Origin of the sequence: Gluconacetobacter tumulisoli, assembly GCF_014174155.1 — a bacterium.
Taxonomy (GTDB): domain Bacteria; phylum Pseudomonadota; class Alphaproteobacteria; order Acetobacterales; family Acetobacteraceae; genus Gluconacetobacter; species Gluconacetobacter tumulisoli.
This window is the reverse complement of the sequence record NZ_JABEQM010000002.1, coordinates 21,962-37,920: the sequence shown is the minus strand read 5'-3', so window position 1 is coordinate 37,920 and position 15,959 is coordinate 21,962. Positions and strand designations below refer to the sequence as shown.

16 protein-coding genes and 2 tRNA genes are annotated in these 15,959 nt (G+C 68.6%); 12 read left to right on the top strand and 6 right to left on the bottom strand.

Going from position 1 to position 15,959, the window contains the following annotated elements; translation table 11 throughout:
* Positions 1-2: 2 nt before the first annotated feature.
* Positions 3-644 carry a PqiC family protein gene (locus HLH28_RS02530; protein WP_182954032.1) on the top strand — a complete coding sequence of 214 codons (642 nt, stop codon included), beginning with the start codon at positions 3-5 and terminating at the stop codon, positions 642-644.
* A 149-nt stretch (positions 645-793) separates the two neighbouring features.
* On the opposite strand, the gene nusG is transcribed toward HLH28_RS02530, so the two are convergent.
* The 3 genes from nusG to HLH28_RS02515 all read right to left on the bottom strand — a co-directional run bounded on the left by nusG (position 794) and on the right by HLH28_RS02515 (position 1,735).
* Positions 794-1,324 carry a transcription termination/antitermination protein NusG gene (gene nusG, locus HLH28_RS02525; protein ID WP_182954028.1) on the bottom strand — a complete coding sequence of 177 codons (531 nt, stop codon included), beginning with the start codon at positions 1,322-1,324 and terminating at the stop codon, positions 794-796.
* A gap of 10 nt (positions 1,325-1,334) precedes the next feature.
* On the bottom strand, positions 1,335-1,529 hold the full coding sequence (secE, locus tag HLH28_RS02520; protein ID WP_182944231.1) for a preprotein translocase subunit SecE: 195 nt from the start codon (positions 1,527-1,529) through the stop codon (positions 1,335-1,337).
* A gap of 129 nt (positions 1,530-1,658) precedes the next feature.
* A tRNA-Trp gene (locus HLH28_RS02515) sits at positions 1,659-1,735 on the bottom strand.
* Positions 1,736-1,972: 237 nt separating this feature from the next.
* On the opposite strand from HLH28_RS02515, the gene HLH28_RS02510 reads away from it, so the two are divergent.
* Positions 1,973-2,046 (top strand) — tRNA-Gly (locus HLH28_RS02510).
* Positions 2,047-2,174: 128 nt separating this feature from the next.
* Positions 2,175-3,704 (top strand): MFS transporter, encoded by a 1,530-nt coding sequence (locus tag HLH28_RS02505; RefSeq protein WP_182954023.1) that lies wholly within the window; start codon positions 2,175-2,177, stop codon positions 3,702-3,704.
* Here the strand turns inward: HLH28_RS02505 and HLH28_RS02500 are convergent.
* The gene (locus HLH28_RS02500; protein WP_182954021.1) at positions 3,671-4,456 is read right to left on the bottom strand and encodes an SDR family oxidoreductase; all 786 of its coding nucleotides are present in this window, start codon (positions 4,454-4,456) and stop codon (positions 3,671-3,673) included. The two genes, HLH28_RS02505 and HLH28_RS02500, sit on opposite strands and share 34 nt — an antisense overlap.
* A gap of 154 nt (positions 4,457-4,610) precedes the next feature.
* Between HLH28_RS02500 and HLH28_RS02495 the strand changes: the two genes are divergently transcribed.
* The 6 genes from HLH28_RS02495 to atpC all read left to right on the top strand — a co-directional run bounded on the left by HLH28_RS02495 (position 4,611) and on the right by atpC (position 10,922).
* Complete coding sequence (locus tag HLH28_RS02495) at positions 4,611-5,771, top strand: LacI family DNA-binding transcriptional regulator (protein ID WP_246395621.1); 1,161 nt, start codon at positions 4,611-4,613, stop codon at positions 5,769-5,771.
* Between the two features lie 158 nt (positions 5,772-5,929).
* Positions 5,930-6,526, top strand: a complete 597-nt coding sequence (gene atpH / locus HLH28_RS02490; protein WP_182954017.1) for an ATP synthase F1 subunit delta — start codon at positions 5,930-5,932, stop codon at positions 6,524-6,526.
* Positions 6,526-8,064, top strand: coding sequence for a F0F1 ATP synthase subunit alpha (gene atpA, locus HLH28_RS02485; RefSeq protein WP_182954013.1), 1,539 nt, complete (start codon positions 6,526-6,528; stop codon positions 8,062-8,064). The genes atpH and atpA overlap by 1 nt, the downstream gene beginning before the upstream one ends.
* A gap of 16 nt (positions 8,065-8,080) precedes the next feature.
* Positions 8,081-8,965 carry a F0F1 ATP synthase subunit gamma gene (locus tag HLH28_RS02480; RefSeq protein WP_182954010.1) on the top strand — a complete coding sequence of 295 codons (885 nt, stop codon included), beginning with the start codon at positions 8,081-8,083 and terminating at the stop codon, positions 8,963-8,965.
* A gap of 30 nt (positions 8,966-8,995) precedes the next feature.
* Entirely contained in the window at positions 8,996-10,477 is a 1,482-nt protein-coding gene (gene atpD / locus HLH28_RS02475; RefSeq protein WP_182954007.1) for a F0F1 ATP synthase subunit beta, read from the top strand.
* Between the two features lie 31 nt (positions 10,478-10,508).
* Entirely contained in the window at positions 10,509-10,922 is a 414-nt protein-coding gene (gene atpC, locus HLH28_RS02470; RefSeq protein ID WP_182954003.1) for an ATP synthase F1 subunit epsilon, read from the top strand.
* Between the two features lie 189 nt (positions 10,923-11,111).
* On the opposite strand, the gene queF is transcribed toward atpC, so the two are convergent.
* Positions 11,112-11,591, bottom strand: a complete 480-nt coding sequence (gene queF, locus HLH28_RS02465; RefSeq protein WP_182954000.1) for a preQ(1) synthase — start codon at positions 11,589-11,591, stop codon at positions 11,112-11,114.
* Positions 11,592-11,733: 142 nt separating this feature from the next.
* Between queF and rnd the strand changes: the two genes are divergently transcribed.
* Positions 11,734-12,915, top strand: coding sequence for a ribonuclease D (rnd, locus tag HLH28_RS02460; protein WP_182953997.1), 1,182 nt, complete (start codon positions 11,734-11,736; stop codon positions 12,913-12,915).
* 277 nt (positions 12,916-13,192) lie between these two features.
* Positions 13,193-13,879, top strand: a complete 687-nt coding sequence (locus HLH28_RS02455; RefSeq protein WP_246395620.1) for a GcrA family cell cycle regulator — start codon at positions 13,193-13,195, stop codon at positions 13,877-13,879.
* 125 nt (positions 13,880-14,004) lie between these two features.
* Here the strand turns inward: HLH28_RS02455 and HLH28_RS02450 are convergent, their stop codons facing one another.
* The gene (locus HLH28_RS02450; RefSeq protein WP_246395619.1) at positions 14,005-14,655 is read right to left on the bottom strand and encodes a bactofilin family protein; all 651 of its coding nucleotides are present in this window, start codon (positions 14,653-14,655) and stop codon (positions 14,005-14,007) included.
* Between the two features lie 264 nt (positions 14,656-14,919).
* Here HLH28_RS02450 and HLH28_RS02445 point away from each other — a divergent pair, with 264 nt between their 5' ends.
* Positions 14,920-15,942, top strand: coding sequence for an adenosine kinase (locus HLH28_RS02445; RefSeq protein WP_182953990.1), 1,023 nt, complete (start codon positions 14,920-14,922; stop codon positions 15,940-15,942).
* Positions 15,943-15,959: the final 17 nt, after the last annotated feature.

Below are 15,959 nucleotides of genomic sequence, written 5' to 3'. Positions count from 1 at the left end.
CGATGATATTGCCAGGGTACACACCAAGCCGACGTCCCGCATCGCGTCGGGCGGTGCTGGGGCGTGGTCTGGGCCTGCTGGCGGTCGCGGCGATCGCTCCGCTGGCTGCCTGCTCGTCCGATCCGGCCTTCTATACGCTGGCCCCCTGGCCCGGCCCCGCCCAGGGCGGGGCCCCCGCGGTGATCGAGGTCCGGACCCCCACCGTCGCGCTGTCGCTGGATCGCGACCGGATCGTGGGCAGCGACGGCGATTATCGCATCAAGCTGCGCAGCGGCGACGCCTGGAGCGAATCGCTGCCGACCATGATCGCCTACGTGCTGACCGCGAACCTGCAGCAACGCCTGCCGGGCAGCGCGGTGTTCGCGCAGAACGATTCGGCGGCCGGCACGCCGCTGGCGGTGGTGGAACTGGATGTGACGCGCTTTGCGCGGGACGACGCGGGACGTGCCGTCCTGGCGGGCAGCCTGGCCGTCCATCCGGTCGGCGAACCCGGATCGTCCAGCGTGCTGGCCCTGACCCTGCCGGTGCAGGGCGGGGGCACGCCCGGCATGGTGGCGGCGTTGAGCAGCCTGCTGGGGCAGGTCGCCGATGAGGCGGCGGTGCGGCTGCGGACCCTGGGCGGCGGGATCAGGGCTCTGCCCTGAAACCCGCCAAAGGCCACCGGCCTTGGAAACCGATCTGGTTACCCCTGATCGGGGGCGGGGTTTCAGCGGTCGTGGTGAGGGCCAGCAAGCTGGAAATAAAAAAGGGCGCCGCAGGGCGCCCTTCGTTCGTTCGGGACCGTCGGAGACGATCAGAGCTTCTCGACCTGGCTGTATTCCAGGTCGACCGGCGTGGAGCGGCCGAAGATCGAGACGCTGACCTTGAGGCGGGCCTTTTCCTCGTCCACTTCCTCGATCGTGCCGTTGAACGACGTGAACGGGCCGTCGGAGACGCGTACCTGCTCGCCGATCTCGAAGGTGACGGAGGGGCGGGGGCGTTCCACCCCTTCCTGCGCCTGCTTCATGATCCGCTCGGCCTCGGCGTTGGGAATCGGCGAGGGACGGGTCTTGCTGCCCAGGAAGCCGGTGACCTTGGGCGTGTCCTTGACCAGATGCCAGGCATCGTCGGTCAGTTCCATGTTGACCAGGACGTAGCCGGGGAAGAATTTCCGCTCGGAGCTGACCTTCTGGCCGCGCCGGACCTCGACGACTTCCTCGGACGGCACCAGGACGTCACCGAAATGGTCGGACAGCCCCTTCTGCGCCGCCTGCTCCTTGATGTGCTGGGCGATCTTCTTTTCGAAGCCTGAATAGACGTGAACGACGTACCAACGTTTTGCCATGGTCCGTTCCTCAGCCTCCAAGCCCAAAAAGTTCACGTACGCCGAGGCCGATGATCTGGTCGACGACGAAGAAAAACGCCGACGTCAGGGCGGCCATGGCCAGCACCGCCCCGGTCGTCACCAGCGTGGCGCGACGCGTGGGCCATGTGACCTTGCCCGCTTCCGCGCGGACCTCTTGCACAAATTTCGCGGGACTGACCGACACGAAACACCCTTCTTGTAACACCACGCCGCCGTCCATCCGGCGATATGGCGGACGGGGCTGAAAAACGCCTCAACTGCATGTCGGGGCACCGTAACTGCACCGCGCGGGGATCAACCCGAGCGGGGCGGTTGGCAGGGGTGGAGGGTCTCGAACCCGCAACCTCCGGTTTTGGAGACCGGCGCTCTAGCCAATTGAGCTACACCCCTGCATGCCGCCTTCGGCGCCGACCAAGAGATAGCGGAAAGCTGTCCTCTTGGCCACCCGTGCGAACCCGGCGCAGGCAGCGGAAAAAAGTATGACCGGCCGGCAAAGTCAAGGGGGTGTAGTGCGATTCCCGTGATCGGGATTCCTGACAGGGCCCGAGGCAGGCGGGGGCGGCGGCGCATTGTGCGGGGCGGGGACTTGCCGCCGGGCGGCGTTCGGCGCTATGAACATCGCGATGGGCGGGCGTAGCATAGTGGTAATGCAGTAGCCTTCCAAGCTTCTGAGGAGGGTTCGATTCCCTTCGCCCGCTCCATTCTCCTTATCTTGAAATCCTGAAAAAATGCTTCCCGCAGGGTGCGCTGCGTGCTCGCGCGTCCGTGCGCGGGGGAATCGGCTGGCGCGATTGTGCAGGGACGGGGGTGTTCCTATTGTCGGGGCCGCATGTCCGATTCGCCTCTTCGTCCCGGCCTGGTCCTGGCGACCTGCTGCCTGAGCCTGCTGCTGGTGATGATGGACGTGACCATCGTCAATGTGGCCCTGCCGTCGATTCGCGCGGATCTGGGCGGGCGGTTCTCCACCCTGCAATGGGTTGTCGACGCCTATACGCTGGCGGTCGCCAGCCTGCTGGTGGTGGCGGGGTCAACGGCCGACCGCATCGGCCGCCGGCGGGTCTTCGTGACGGGAATCGCGACCTTCTGCCTGGGATCGGTGCTGTGCGGCCTTGCGCCGTCCGCGCTGGCCCTGGTGCTGGCGCGGGGGTTCCAGGGACTGGGGGGCGCCATGCTGAACCCGGTGGCGCTGTCGATCATCGCCAATGTCTTTACCGCCCCCGGCGCGCGGGCACGGGCGATCGGGATGTGGGGCGCCATGTCGGGCGTGGCGCTGGCGCTGGGGCCGCTGGCGGGGGGCGTGTTGACGACATACGCGGGATGGCGGGCGGTGTTCTGGGTCAACGTGCCGGTCGGCGTTCTGGCGATCTGGCTCAGCCTGCGGTTCATCCCCGAATCCCGTGCCGCGCGGGCGCGGGCGATCGATGTTCCGGCGCAGGTCCTGGTGGCGCTGACCCTGGCCGCCGTGACGTCGGCCCTGATCGAGGTGCGGGATTATGGCTGGCGCGCGCCGGCGATCGAGGGCGGCCTGGCATTGGCGGCGCTGGGCGCGGTGGCCCTGGTCGTGGTGGAACGGCGCCGGGCGCAGCCGCTGCTGGATATGCGCTTCTTCCGCGCGCTGCCGTTTACGGGGGCGATCCTGATCGCGATCTGCGCCTTCGCGATCTTCAGCGCCTTCCTGTTCCTGAACACGCTGTACCTGCAGGACGTGCGCGGCCTGTCCGCCCTGCATGCGGGGCTGTGCACGCTGCCATTCGCGCTGGGGGTCATGGTCTGCGCGCCGCTTTCGGGCCGGCTGGTCGCCGCGCGGGGCGCGCGCCTGCCGCTGCTGCTGTCGGCGGCGGGGCTGGGGGGCGGGGCATTGTTGCTGACCGGACTTGGGGATGCGACGCCGCTGGGCCTGCTGACGGTATCCTACGGGCTGTGCGGGTGCGGATTCGGCCTGTGCAACGCGCCCATCACCAATGCCGCCGTGTCGGGCATGCCTCGGGACCAGGCGGGGCTGGCCGCGGCGCTGGCCTCGACCAGCCGGCAGATCGGCGCGCTGCTGGGGATCGCGGTGTCCGGCACGATGACGGCGTCGGCGATGGTCAAGGCCGGGACGGGCCTGGAGGCCGGGGCAGGCACGGGGGCTGGCGGCGATCGCGTCGCCATGGTCCTGCTGCCGCTGGCCAGCCATCGGGTGTGGTGGGGCGTGGTGGCCCTGGCCGGCTTCATCGCGTGGCTGGGCCTGCTGTCCACCGGGGCGCGGGCGCGTGCCAGCGTCCTGGCGGTACGTGCGATGCTGGAAGGCGGGGCAAGCCCCGCCCCGGATGTCCGCCTCGCCGGTCAGAGGACCGAGAGCACGCCCCCGTCCACGTAAAGCGTCTGCCCGTTGACGAAGGACGAGGCGTCGGAGGCCAGGAAGACAGCCGCCCCCTGCAGTTCCTCCACCTTGCCCCAGCGGCCGGCGGGGGTACGCTTTTTCAGCCAGGCATTGAACTCCGGGTCCTCGACCAGCGCGCGGTTCAGCGGCGTCTCGAAATAGCCCGGTCCGATGGCGTTGATCTGCAGCCCGTGCCGGGCCCAGTCGGCGCACATGCCCTTGGTCAGGTTCTTCACCGCACCCTTCGACGCCGTGTAGGGGGCGATGCCCGGGCGGGCGAGTTCGCACTGCACGCTGCCGATATTGATGATCTTGCCCTCGCCGCGCGGGATCATGTGCCGGGCGACCGCCGCGCCGACATAGAAGACGCTGTCGAGGTTCGTTCGCATCAGTTCCGACCAGTCCTCGGCCGAAAAGCTGTCCAGCGGCGCGCGGCGCTGGATGCCGGCATTGTTGACCAGGATGCGGATGGGGCCGGAGGCCTCTTCCAGCCGGCGCACGCCGTCCTCGACGGCCAGGCGGTCGGTCACGTCGAACGCGCTGGTCAGGATCGTGCGCTCCACGCCATCCGGGGCCGCCTGGCGCAGCAGGGCGGCGGCGTCCTCCAGGCGGGCGGCGTCGCGGCCGTTCAGGACCACGCGGGCGCCGGCGTCGGCCAGGCCGGCGGCGATCGCCAGGCCGATGCCACCGCTGGATCCCGTCACCAGGGCCAACCGTCCGGTCAGGTCGAAAAGGGCAAGAGAAGACATATGGGGCGGTTCCCGTTCCTGTTCTTGATTCCGGTCCGTATCGGGACAGGAACATGGCGGCCTTGTCCATATTTCTCGCGTCGGTTTCGTCCACCCCGGCCTATAAGTTTCCGTGAACGATTCGATGCGGACGGGCAGGGGGTGCGGGCCGGGCATGACAGGCAGGACGCGGACAGGGACCGGCGACGGGGCCGGGCAGATCATCGAGGCCCGTGCCTTGTCCCGGGTCGTGCCGCCCGCGGCCGGGGCGCGGGCTGGCGGCGGCCGTCCCACCATCATGGACGTCTCGGCCCGGGCCGGGGTGTCGCGCATGACCGTCTCGCGCGCCCTGCGGGCCCCCCACCTGGTGCGCGAGGACACGCGCCGGGCCATCGAACGCGCGATCGCCGAACTGGGCTACGTCCCCGACCGCGCGGCCGAGGCCCTGTCCACCCGACGCAGCGGATTCGTCGGCCTGGTGGTACCTACCCTGACCAACACCAATTTTGCCGACGCCGCCCGGGGCCTGACGGACATCATCCGCCGCGAGGGGTACGAGTTGCTGATCGGGTATACCGATTATGACGAAAACGCAATGCTTCGGCATGTGCGCGACATGCTGGCCCGCCGGGCGGAGGCACTGGTCCTGCCGGCGGGGCCGCGCGGCCCCGCCCTGCGCGGCCTGCTGGCGGCCGAGACGATTCCTATCGTCCAGATGGCGGGGCTGGCCAGCCGGCCGGTGAACCGCATGGTCGGCTATTCGAACCGCGAGGCCGGGCGGATGGCCGCGCGGCACCTGATGGCACTGGGTCACCGGCGCATCGGCGCGCTGGGCGCGGCGGGCGACGGCCTGTCCTGCGACCATCGTGGTGGCGAGCGCCTGGAGGGGTTCGCCGAGGCGCTGCGCGAGGCCGGGCGGTCCGACGCGCTGGTGCTGCGCATGGGCAATGCGCCGGTATCGTTCACCCACGGCGCGCAGGCCATGGGCCGGCTGCTGGACCAGGCCCCGGACCTGGAGGCCGTGTTCGCGGTGTCCGACCTGGTCGGCGTCGGCGCGCTGATGGAATGCCACCGGCGGGGCGTGCGGGTGCCGGGCGATGTGTCGCTGATCGGATTCGGCGGGTTCGAGGTGGGGCGGCAGATGGTGCCCGCCCTGACCACCGTCGCGGTCGATTTCCGCGCGATGGGCGAACGGACGGGGGGCATGGTGCTGGACCTGCTGGCGGGCCGGCCGGACGTGCCCCGGATCGTGGACCTGGGGGTCACGCTGGTCGAGCGCGAGACGACGGCGTTCCGCCCCCCGGCCGTGCCCTCGGCGACCGGTGCGCCGACCTGATCGGCGTCCAGGCGGAAATCCCGACAACTCCCTTGACGAAGGCCGGATTTCGGCCATGGTCTCGGTTGCGTGACGCGGGGCAGCGTGCTAGACGCCCGGCCAGCGGCAACGGGTGCCTTCCGGGGCCTGCCGGCCTGCTGTAGCGACCAAGATCTGGGATGGAAAAACCGACCGTGGTTTCGGGTGGAACGACAACAATACCGATCTCCTCCGTTGCCAACGGCCTGCCGGGTCGTTACGCAACGGCACTCTACGAACTCGCTGCCGACCGGTGGCTGCTGGACGAGGTCCTGCCGCAGGCCGTCGCCCTGCGCGGCCTGATCGACGGCAGCGCCGCGTTCCGCGCCGTCCTGAGCGATCGCACCCTCGACATCAAGGACGCCACGCGCGCGGTCCTGGCGGTGCTGGAGGCCCAGGGGTTCGGCGAGACCATCCGTCATTTCGTGGGCGTCATCGCCCGCAACCGCCGCCTGTCCCGCCTGCCGGCGATCCTCGACGCCCTGTCGGCGATCGCTGCCGCCAAGCGCGGGGAAGAGGTGGCCGAAATCGTTTCGGCCCAGCCCCTGACGGACTTGCAGCGCATCCAGATTCAGAGCCGCCTCGCCGAGGCCGGCTATTCCAGGGTCAACATTCAGGAGCGTGTCGATGCGGCGCTGCTGGGCGGTCTGGTCGTGCGCGTCGGCGCCCGACAGTATGACACCAGCCTCAGATCCCGCCTGACCCGCCTGCACCACGCCATGAAGGGAGCCGCGTGATGGAAATCCGCCCCGCAGAGATTTCGGATATCCTCAAGCAGCAGATCGCCACGTTCGATACGCCTGTCGATATCGCCGAGACCGGGACGATCCTGTCCGTCGGCGACGGCATCGCCCGCGTCTACGGGCTGCAGAACGTGCAGTCGGGCGAAATGGTCGAATTTCCGGCGACCGGCCAGCGCGGCATGGCGCTGAACCTTGAAAACGACAATGTCGGTATCGTCATCTTCGGCGACGACGCCGACATGCGCGAAGGCGACCCGGTGTCGCGCACCGGCGCCGTCGTCGAGGTCCCGACCGGCAAGGCCCTGCTGGGCCGCGTGGTCGACGGCCTGGGCAACCCGATCGACGGCAAGGGACCGCTGGTCGGCGACGTCACCATGAAGCGCGCCGACGTCAAGGCGCCGGGCATCATGCCGCGCCAGTCGGTCAGCGAGCCGATGCAGACCGGCATCAAGGCCATCGACGCCCTCGTGCCCATCGGGCGCGGCCAGCGCGAACTGATCATCGGCGACCGCCAGACCGGCAAGACCGCCATCCTGATCGACACCATCGTCGCGCAGAAATCGGTCAACGCGCTGGGCGACGACAAGAAGTCGCTGTACTGCATCTATGTCGCGATCGGGCAGAAGCGCTCGACCGTCGCGCAGCTGGTCCGCACGCTGGAGGAAGCGGGCGCGATGGAATATTCCATCGTCGTCGCCGCCACCGCCTCGGACCCGGCGCCGCTGCAGTACCTGGCCCCCTACGCCGCCTGCGCGATGGGCGAGTATTTCCGCGACAACGGCATGCATGCGCTGATCGTCTATGACGATCTGTCCAAGCAGGCGGTGGCCTATCGCCAGATGTCGCTGCTGCTGCGCCGTCCGCCGGGCCGCGAGGCCTATCCGGGCGACGTGTTCTTCCTGCATTCCCGCCTGCTGGAACGTGCGGCGAAGATGTCGGACGCCTATGGCGCCGGGTCGCTGACCGCCCTGCCGGTCATCGAGACCCAGGCCGGCGACGTGTCCGCCTACATTCCGACCAACGTGATCTCGATCACCGACGGCCAGGTGTTCCTGGAGACCGACCTGTTCTACCGCGGCATCCGTCCGGCGGTGAATGTCGGCGGCTCGGTCTCGCGCGTCGGTTCCGCCGCGCAGATCAAGGCGATGAAGCAGGTGGCCGGCAAGATCAAGCTGGAGCTGGCGCAGTATCGCGAAATGGCCGCCTTCTCGCAGTTCGCCTCGGACCTCGATCCGGCGACGCAGAAGCAGCTGGCCCGCGGCGCGCGCCTGGTCGAGCTGCTGAAGCAGCCCGAGACCTCGCCCCTGGTGGTCGAGGAGCAGGTGGTCGTCCTGTTCGCGGGCACCCGCGGCTTCGTCGACGCCGTGCCGGTCGACAAGGTCATCTCCTTCGAGCGCCAGCTGCTGGCCGAGATGCGCACGGCCGGCAAGGACATCCTGGCCTCGATCCGGACCGAGCGGCAGATCACCAAGGACAACGAGGCGCGCCTGACCGAATTTCTGACGTCGTTCAGCCGTCAGTTCGCGGGCTGAGGGACAACAGGCACCCATGGCTTCCCTCAAGGAACTCCGCGCGCGGATCGGAAGCGTCAAATCGACGAAGAAGATCACCAGCGCCATGAAGATGGTGGCGGCGGCCAAGCTGCGCCGGGCCCAGACCCGTGCCGAGGCCGCGCGTCCCTACGCCACGGCGATGCGCCGGATGCTGGCCGAACTGGGCCGCAGCGCGAAGGGCCAGACCGGCCTGCCCGTGCTGCTGGCCGGAACGGGGAACGACAAGGTCCATCTGCTGGTCCCGATGACCAGCGACCGTGGCCTGGCCGGGGCCTTCAACGCCAACATCAACCGCGTGACGCGGAACCTGATCCGCCGCCTGCAGGCCGAGGGCAAGACCGTTCGCCTGCTGCCGGTCGGACGGAAGGGCCATGACTACCTGATCCGCGAATTCGCGGACCTGATCGTCGATCATGTCCATGGCTCGGGCGGCAGGGAAATCCCGTTCTCGGCCGCCGCCGAACTGGGCGAGGCGATTACCAGCCGGCTGGAAAAGGGCGAATTCGACGTCTGTACGGTGATCTACAACCGGTTCAACAACGTCATGTCCCAGACCCCGACCGAGTTGCAGCTGGTTCCCCTGGCGATGCCGGGGAACGATGACGCCGCCGCCGCGCCGGACGCCCCGGTCTACGAGTTCGAGCCGGGCGAGGAGGAGCTTCTCTCCCGCCTGCTGCCGCGCAACCTGCAGGTCCAGCTCTATGCGACCATGCTGGAGAGCGCGGCCGGCGAGCAGGGCGCGCGCATGACCGCGATGGACAGCGCGACGCGCAACGCCGGCAAGGCCATCGATCGCCTGACACTGACGTACAACCGTACCCGTCAGACCAACATCACCAATGAACTGATCGAGATCATTTCGGGCGCCCAGGCTGTCTGAGATCCGGTCTCCTCGCTGCAGGAGCTGACTATGTCGGAAACCACACAATACGAGGCTCCTGCCGCCGCGCAGGGCCAGTCGCCGAAGAGCAACGTCGTCGGGCGCGTGACCCAGGTGAAGGGCGCCGTCGTCGACGTGCAGTTCGAAGGCACGCTGCCGCACATCCTGGATGCGCTGCATGTCACGTTCAACGGCCAGACCCTGGTGCTGGAAGTGGCGCAGGAGATCGGTGAGCACGAAGTCCGCTGCATCGCCATGGATTCGACCGACGGCCTGGTCCGCGGGACCGAGGTGGTCGATACCGGCGCGCAGATTTCCGTGCCCGTCGGTCCCGGCACGTTGGGCCGCATCCTGAACGTCATCGGCGAGCCGATCGACGATCGCGGTCCGGTCAAGTCCGACAAGCGCTACCCGATCCATCGCAAGGCCCCGGCGTTCGACGAGCAGGCCGCCGCGACCGAGATCCTGGTGACCGGCATCAAGGTCGTCGACCTGCTGTGCCCGTACCTGAAGGGCGGCAAGATCGGCCTGTTCGGCGGCGCCGGCGTCGGCAAGACCGTCATCATCCAGGAACTGATCAACAACATCGCCAAGGCCCATGGCGGCGTGTCGGTGTTCGCCGGCGTCGGCGAGCGCACGCGTGAAGGCAACGACCTGTATTACGAAATGCAGGACGCGGGCGTCATCAAGCTGGGAGAGGACACCACCGAGGGGTCCAAGGTGGCCCTGGTCTATGGCCAGATGAACGAGCCGCCGGGCGCGCGCGCGCGCATCGCCCTGTCCGGCCTGTCGCTGGCCGAGTATTTCCGTGACGAGGAAGGCCAGGACGTCCTGTTCTTCGTCGACAACATCTTCCGCTTCACCCAGGCGGGCGCCGAGGTGTCGGCGCTGCTGGGTCGCATTCCCTCCGCCGTGGGCTACCAGCCGACGCTGGCGACCGAGATGGGCGCGCTGCAGGAGCGCATCACCTCGACCAAGAAGGGCTCGATCACCTCGGTCCAGGCCGTCTACGTGCCGGCCGACGATCTGACCGACCCGGCGCCGGCCGCGACCTTCGCGCATCTCGACGCCACGACGGTGCTGAACCGTTCCATCGCCGAGATGGGCATCTATCCGGCCGTCGATCCGCTGGATTCGACCTCGCGCTCGCTCGATCCCAAGATCGTGGGCGAGGAGCATTACCAGGTCGCTCGCGACGTGCAGCGCATCCTGCAGACCTACAAGTCGCTGCAGGACATCATCGCGATCCTGGGCATGGACGAACTGTCCGAGGACGACAAGCAGGTGGTCGCCCGCGCCCGCCGCATCCAGCGCTTCCTGTCGCAGCCCTTCCATGTCGCCGAGGTCTTCACCGGCGCGCCGGGCAAGCTGGTGTCGCTGGAGGACACGGTGCGCTCGTTCAAGGCGATCGTCGCCGGCGAGTACGACCATCTGCCGGAAGGCGCTTTCTACATGGTCGGCTCGATCGAGGAAGCGGTGGCGAAGGCCGAGAAGATGAAGGAATCGGCCTGAACGGTCGGATCCGGCGCAAGGAAGACAGCCCATGCCGATTGAGGTCGAGATCGTCAGCCCCGAGAAAGTCCTGTTCTCGCGTGCTGTCGACATGGCGGTGATGCCGGGCCTGGAGGGCGATATCGCCGCCATGCCCGACCACGCGCCGATGATGCTGCTGCTGCGTGGTGGCGTGGTCGAACTGTATCAGGACGGGGCGGTAACCGACCGGTTCTTCGTGGCCGGCGGCTTCGCCGACCTGACGGCGACGCGCTGCACCATCCTGGCCGACCAGGCGACGGTGCTGGCCGACCTGTCGGTCGATGCGGCCCAGGCCCGTCTGGCGGGCCTGGAGGCCTCGTACGAGGCCGCCGACAAGATGAACGTGCCGGCGCTGGACCTGCTGATGGAAAAGATGCAGTCCGCCCGCGCCGAGATCGAGGCCGCCGGCGGCCAGGCCGCCTGACCGGACCGACAACGATCCGGACGACTGGAACAGCATCCCTCGGGGTGCTGTTTTCGTATGCAAAAGGAAGATCGGCCCTGCCCGAACCCGCAAGGGCCTCGGCCCTTGCATCCCACTCGTTCATAAAAACCTGGGTTTCCAAAGGTCTAGGCCCTTTGATGGGTCAAGGGCAAAGCCCTTGTCCTACCCTCACCCCCGCCCACGATAACCGGGCACATCCTGGGGCGGAATCCACACCCCTTCCGGCGGCGCGCCGGTCTGCCAGAACACGTCGATGGGCATGCCGCCGCGCGGATACCAGTAGGCGCCGATCCGCAGCCAGACCGGCGACAGCAGGTCCACCAGCGTGGTCGCGATCTGGACCGAGCAGGATTCGTGGAACGCGCCATGGTTGCGGAAGCTGGTCAGGAACAGCTTCAGCGACTTGCTTTCGACGATCCACTGGTCGGGGACGTAGTCGATGACGAGATGCGCGAAATCGGGCTGGCCGGTCACGGGGCAGAGCGAGGTGAATTCCGGCGCGGTGAAGCGGACCAGATAGCGACGGTCGGGATAGGGGGCCGGAACACGCTCCAGCGTCGCCTCCCCGGGACTGGTGGGCTGGATCGTGGCCTGTCCAAGCTGGGTCAGCGTCTGGCTGCCGTCGTCCGGGCGGGGGGGTGCGCTCACGTCGCGTGTCCTTTGCTTGCCGTGGGGCGGCCGGGCCGCCCGTCGGGCCGGGTGATGTCAGAGCGGCCTTCCCGCCGTCAAGCGGCAGTTTTTCGCCCGCCGGAGCCTTCGCGCCGGTATCGGGCCATGATAACAGGACGACATGGCACGCGCATCCTCAGCGGGTTTCCCCGATCCTGTCCTCATTACCACTACTGACGAACTGACGGCGGTCGTCGACAGGCTGCGGCAGGAACCCTTCGTCACCATCGACACGGAATTCGTGCGCGAACGGACCTATTGGCCCGAACTGTGCCTGGTGCAGCTGGCCGGCCGCGCCGAAGTGGTTGTGGTCGATACGTGTGCGCCGGACCTAGACCTGGCGCCGCTGGGCGTGCTGCTGGACGATGCGCAGGTCGTCAAGGTCTTCCATGCCGCCCGGCAGGACCTGGAGATCTTCCTGCATATCTTCGGCCGCCTGCCGGCGGCGCTGTTCGACACGCAGGTTGCGGCAATGGTCGCGGGGTATGGCGATCAGGTCGGGTACGACAATCTGGTCGCGTCCCTGGTGGGCGCGCATATCGACAAGACGCACCGGTTTTCGGACTGGTCGGCGCGGCCGCTGTCGGACGCGCAGATCAGCTACGCCGCCGCCGACGTCACCCACCTGCGCGCCGTCTACGAATTGCTGCTGGAGCGTCTGGAGCGGGAAGGACGGATGGAATGGGTGTCCGCCGAACTGGCGGTACTGTCCGATCCCGCGACCTTCCGTCCGGACCCCGAGACCTTGTGGGAGAGGATGCGGCCCCGGACGTCGAACCGGCGCATGCTGGGCACCCTGCGCGCGATCGCCGCATGGCGCGAGCGCGAGGCCCAGCGTGTGAACGTGCCGCGCCAGCGGTTGCTGAAGGACGAAAGCCTGTTGGAAATCGCCGCGACGGCGCCGGCGGATGCCGATGCCCTGGCGCGTATCCGCGGTGTATCGCGCGGGTTCGCCGAGGGCCGCAGCGGCGCGGGCCTGCTGGAGGCGGTGGCCGCCGCCCGGGCGCTGCCCGACGCTGCCCTGCCGCGCCAGGCGCGGGGCAAGGATGGCCCCCGGCCGTCGCCCGCGCTGGTCGCGTTGCTGAAGGTACTGCTGGCCGCGTGCTGCGAACAGCATGACGTGGCCCCCCGCCTGGTGGCGTCGTCCGAGGATCTGGACCGCCTGGCGCTGGAGGCCGAACCCGACCTGCCGCTGATGACCGGCTGGCGCCGGAAGGTCTTCGGCGACGATGCGCTGGCGCTGAAGGCCGGGCAGATGCTGCTGGGTGTCGATGGCAGTCGGGTAAAGCGCATTCGCGCCTGAGACCCTGTTTGCACATGCCCGCCGGCGGCGATCCGACGCGCGTTTTCCGGCTTCCCTGGCTGGCGGCGCTTCGAAATACATGCCGGGCGTGTCGCACAGCACGCGCTGTTGCGCGGCAGAACGAATTTTGAACCAGGCTTCGACGATTCACACACTGCTTTTACAGGGGTTGTGAACAGGTTATGCCCAGCCTTGTCCACAAGATTTTGTGGTGGAATGGTTGAGTGGACCACAAGATAAGCCTAATTTCCGCTCATTCTTCGTCAGGAGAGGTGGCATGGCAATGGAATGGACCGAGGAGACGATCGCGCGTCTCCGCGAGCTCTGGCAGCAGGGGCTGTCGACAGCTGAAATCGGTCGGCAGCTGGCGGTGACGAAGAACGCGGTCGTAGGCAAGGCGCATCGCCTCGGCCTGCAGGCGCGTCCGTCCCCGATCCGCAGGCCGGCGGCATCGGCCCGTCCGACGGTCGAGGCCCCCTCGGCGCCGACTGGTGTCGCGCCAGCTCCGGTCGTGGCGGCCCCCGCCGTGTCGACGCCCGTCGCGCCTACCGAAGCGGTCGATCGGCCCCCTGTGACGGTCCAGCCGCCACAGCCGGTGGCGGAGATCCGTCCCGTCGCGGCCACCCTGACCGAGATCGCGCGTCCCGCCGCCCCGGTTCCGGCGGCCCCTCCGGTTACGCCCGCCCCGGTTGAGGCATCGCAGGCCGGGACGCCGGCCGCTGCCGCCCCGGCGGACCAGCCCGCCGTACCTGCCGCCCGTCCCGAGGTCCGCGTGCCGCTGCGCGCTGTCGCGGCGCCCGCCCCGCGTCGCAGCGGCCTGACATGCTGCTGGCCGCTGGGCGATCCGGGCACGCCGGGCTTTCATTTCTGCGGCGCGACGCCGGTGCCGGGCAAGCCGTATTGCGTGGAGCACGCCCAGCTTGCGTACGTAAAACTGCGCGACCGGCGCGACAACGTCGCCTGAATGCGTCTTCCGTCCCGATGGGGCGGAAGAGAAAAAAGCCGTTGCGGAACCTGTCGGTCCGCAACGGCTTTTTTTTGACCATGCCAGCCGCGTGGCCCGCCGAGGGATCGGCGGGCGGGGGCAGGTCAGGGGGTTTCGGGTTCGATCAGCTCCGGCGGGGCGGCCACCGGGGCCGGGGCCGTGTCCAGGCCGCTGGGCAGCGGGCTGGCACCGGTGATCATCTCCAGTTGGCCGGTGACCTGGCCGCCATCCTCGACCTGCAGGCGGCGGCATTTGGCCTTGCCGATCAATCGCCCGGTCGCCCGGATGGTCAGGCTGCCGCGCACGGTCAGCGTGCCGTCGATGGTACCGGCCAGGTCCGCGTCCTCGACCTCGATCTCACCGCGGAACATGCCGCCCTGGGCGACCAGGAGCTCCGCCGCGTGGATCATCGAGGATTCGACGGTGCCCTCGACCACCAGGCGTTCGGCGTCCTGGATGGTGCCCTGCACGCTGATGCCGCGTCCGACCACCAGGGTCCGGCGCTCCGTATTGTCCTTGCGGGCGGCCTGGGGCGCGCCCGGGCGGGCGGGGGGCTGTGCCCCGGGGGCGGCGGGGGACGGGGCGGGAGGGAACGGGGCGCGGGCCATTGGCGCGGTCTCCTTGGACGGAACGGAAGGGGGGAATGCAGCGGCAGGGCGCGCGGACGGGCCCCCCGACGGCGGCGGCGGGAAACTCGTCTGCGGATTGGCCGGGCGGACCGGTTTCTCGTCTTCGGGCTTGCGTCGTTTGAACAAAGGTACCCCGCTGAATTCTATGATGCTCCCGGGCGGGGGCCCGGACAGGCTGGGACATGGATTGCAAAAAACCGCTGTGCAGTACGATTACACGCACGGGTCGGGACTGAACAAGGGCGAAGGGCCAAGCTTACCGACATGAAATGTGCGCCATTGCGACCCCTTCGTCCCGGTGTTAGCGAAGGGGGGCTTGTGGTTGACGATATTGGTTATTTGATGGCGCGGCGCCAGGAAGGATCCGGCCCGCCGACAGGAGGGACGGACATGGACGCGAAGAACGGGGTCGCGGGGCCGGCGGCGGAATGCCGCTTCGATCTGCTGGGGATCGGGAACGCGATCATCGACGTCCTGGCCCCGGTCGACCCGTCGTTCCTGCTGGACCACGACATGGTCCCCGGCAGCATGACGCTGATCGACGCGGCGCAGGCCGAGAAGCTGTACACCCTGATCCATCGCGAAAAGGAAATGGGCGGCGGATCGGCCGCGAACACCTGCGTCGTGGCCGCCAACATGGGGGCGCGGGTGGCGTATCTGGGCAAGGTCGCGGACGATGCCCCGGGCCGGGCCTTCGCGGCCGACCTGCAGGGGTCGGGCATCTTCTTTCCCTCCAGCTTCCTGACCGGGCACGTCGCCGACGGGCAGCCGACCGCGCGCTGCCTAGTCCTGGTGACGCCGGACGGGCAGCGGACGATGAACACCTATCTTGGGGCCTGCGTGTCGTTCGGGCCAGAGGACGTGCTGGCCGAGGTGGTGGCCAGCGCCCGCGTGACTTACCTGGAAGGCTATCTGTTCGATCCGCCGCACGCGCAGGAGGCCTTTCGCCGGGCCGCGTCGCTGGCGCATGCGGCCGGGCGGCAGGTCGCGCTCTCGCTGTCCGATCCGTTCTGCGTGGCGCGCCACCGCGCCGCCTTCCGCGACCTGGTGCATGGCCATATCGACATTCTCTTCGCGAACGAGGAGGAGGTCTGCTCGCTGTACCAGACCGAGGATTTCGAGACGGCGATGGAACATGCCGCCGCCGACACGCATTTCGCGGTCCTGACGCGGTCGGGAAGGGGCAGCGTCATCATCCGTGCCGGCGAGCGGATCGACGTCGCACCCGTGGCGACCCAGGTGGTGGATACGACGGGCGCGGGCGACGCCTATGCCGCCGGCTTCCTGGCCGGATGGACGTCGGGCCGGTCGCTCGCGGAATGCGGGCGCCTGGGCAGCGTTGCAGCGTCCGAGATCATTTCCCATTATGGCGCGCGGCCGCTGGTCAATCTGCGCCAGGATATGGAATTATAACGTTTCTTCCGTAGGGT

What these genes read in the sequence shown, in the direction of transcription:
- HLH28_RS02500 (WP_182954021.1), bottom strand. Translation starts at nt 4,456, where the DNA reads ATGTCTTCTCTTGCCCTTTTCGACCTGACCGGACGGTTGGCCCTGGTG.
- atpA (WP_182954013.1), top strand. Translation starts at nt 6,526, where the DNA reads ATGGAAATCCGCCCCGCAGAGATTTCGGATATCCTCAAGCAGCAGATC.
- atpD (WP_182954007.1), top strand. Translation starts at nt 8,996, where the DNA reads ATGTCGGAAACCACACAATACGAGGCTCCTGCCGCCGCGCAGGGCCAG.
- HLH28_RS02455 (WP_246395620.1), top strand. Translation starts at nt 13,193, where the DNA reads ATGGCAATGGAATGGACCGAGGAGACGATCGCGCGTCTCCGCGAGCTC.
- atpC (WP_182954003.1), top strand. Translation starts at nt 10,509, where the DNA reads ATGCCGATTGAGGTCGAGATCGTCAGCCCCGAGAAAGTCCTGTTCTCG.
- HLH28_RS02445 (WP_182953990.1), top strand. Translation starts at nt 14,920, where the DNA reads ATGGACGCGAAGAACGGGGTCGCGGGGCCGGCGGCGGAATGCCGCTTC.
- atpH (WP_182954017.1), top strand. Translation starts at nt 5,930, where the DNA reads ATGGAAAAACCGACCGTGGTTTCGGGTGGAACGACAACAATACCGATC.
- rnd (WP_182953997.1), top strand. Translation starts at nt 11,734, where the DNA reads ATGGCACGCGCATCCTCAGCGGGTTTCCCCGATCCTGTCCTCATTACC.
- HLH28_RS02480 (WP_182954010.1), top strand. Translation starts at nt 8,081, where the DNA reads ATGGCTTCCCTCAAGGAACTCCGCGCGCGGATCGGAAGCGTCAAATCG.
- HLH28_RS02495 (WP_246395621.1), top strand. Translation starts at nt 4,611, where the DNA reads ATGACAGGCAGGACGCGGACAGGGACCGGCGACGGGGCCGGGCAGATC.
- nusG (WP_182954028.1), bottom strand. Translation starts at nt 1,324, where the DNA reads ATGGCAAAACGTTGGTACGTCGTTCACGTCTATTCAGGCTTCGAAAAG.
- HLH28_RS02530 (WP_182954032.1), top strand. Translation starts at nt 3, where the DNA reads ATGATATTGCCAGGGTACACACCAAGCCGACGTCCCGCATCGCGTCGG.
- HLH28_RS02505 (WP_182954023.1), top strand. Translation starts at nt 2,175, where the DNA reads ATGTCCGATTCGCCTCTTCGTCCCGGCCTGGTCCTGGCGACCTGCTGC.